We start from the raw sequence: 250 nt of genomic DNA on the forward strand, positions 1-250 counted from the left end.
GAGTGGTAATGAAAGTGACCCTTCAACTGTGACTTCAAAAACCGATGGTGTCACCGATGCACCAGTGCTGACTATCCCAGAAGTGGCGGATGGTTATGCGAATGCGGATGAACTGAAAGATGGTTTACAGGCGGAAGTGACCTTGCCAGCAGGTACCGTAGAAGGTGCAGAAATTACGCTGACTATTACTCGTCCAGATAACACCACTGAAACTATTACACATGCCGTCACGAAAGATGAAGTAACTGCG

Annotated in this window: 1 pseudogene; it reads left to right on the forward strand. The window is 47.6% G+C overall.

The features are described from left to right. Positions 1-250: pseudogene (locus tag ACNART_RS18035) on the forward strand (hypothetical protein); the annotation flags it as partial.

Source organism: Proteus sp. LHD240705, assembly GCF_047921555.1.
Lineage (GTDB): Bacteria > Pseudomonadota > Gammaproteobacteria > Enterobacterales > Enterobacteriaceae > Proteus.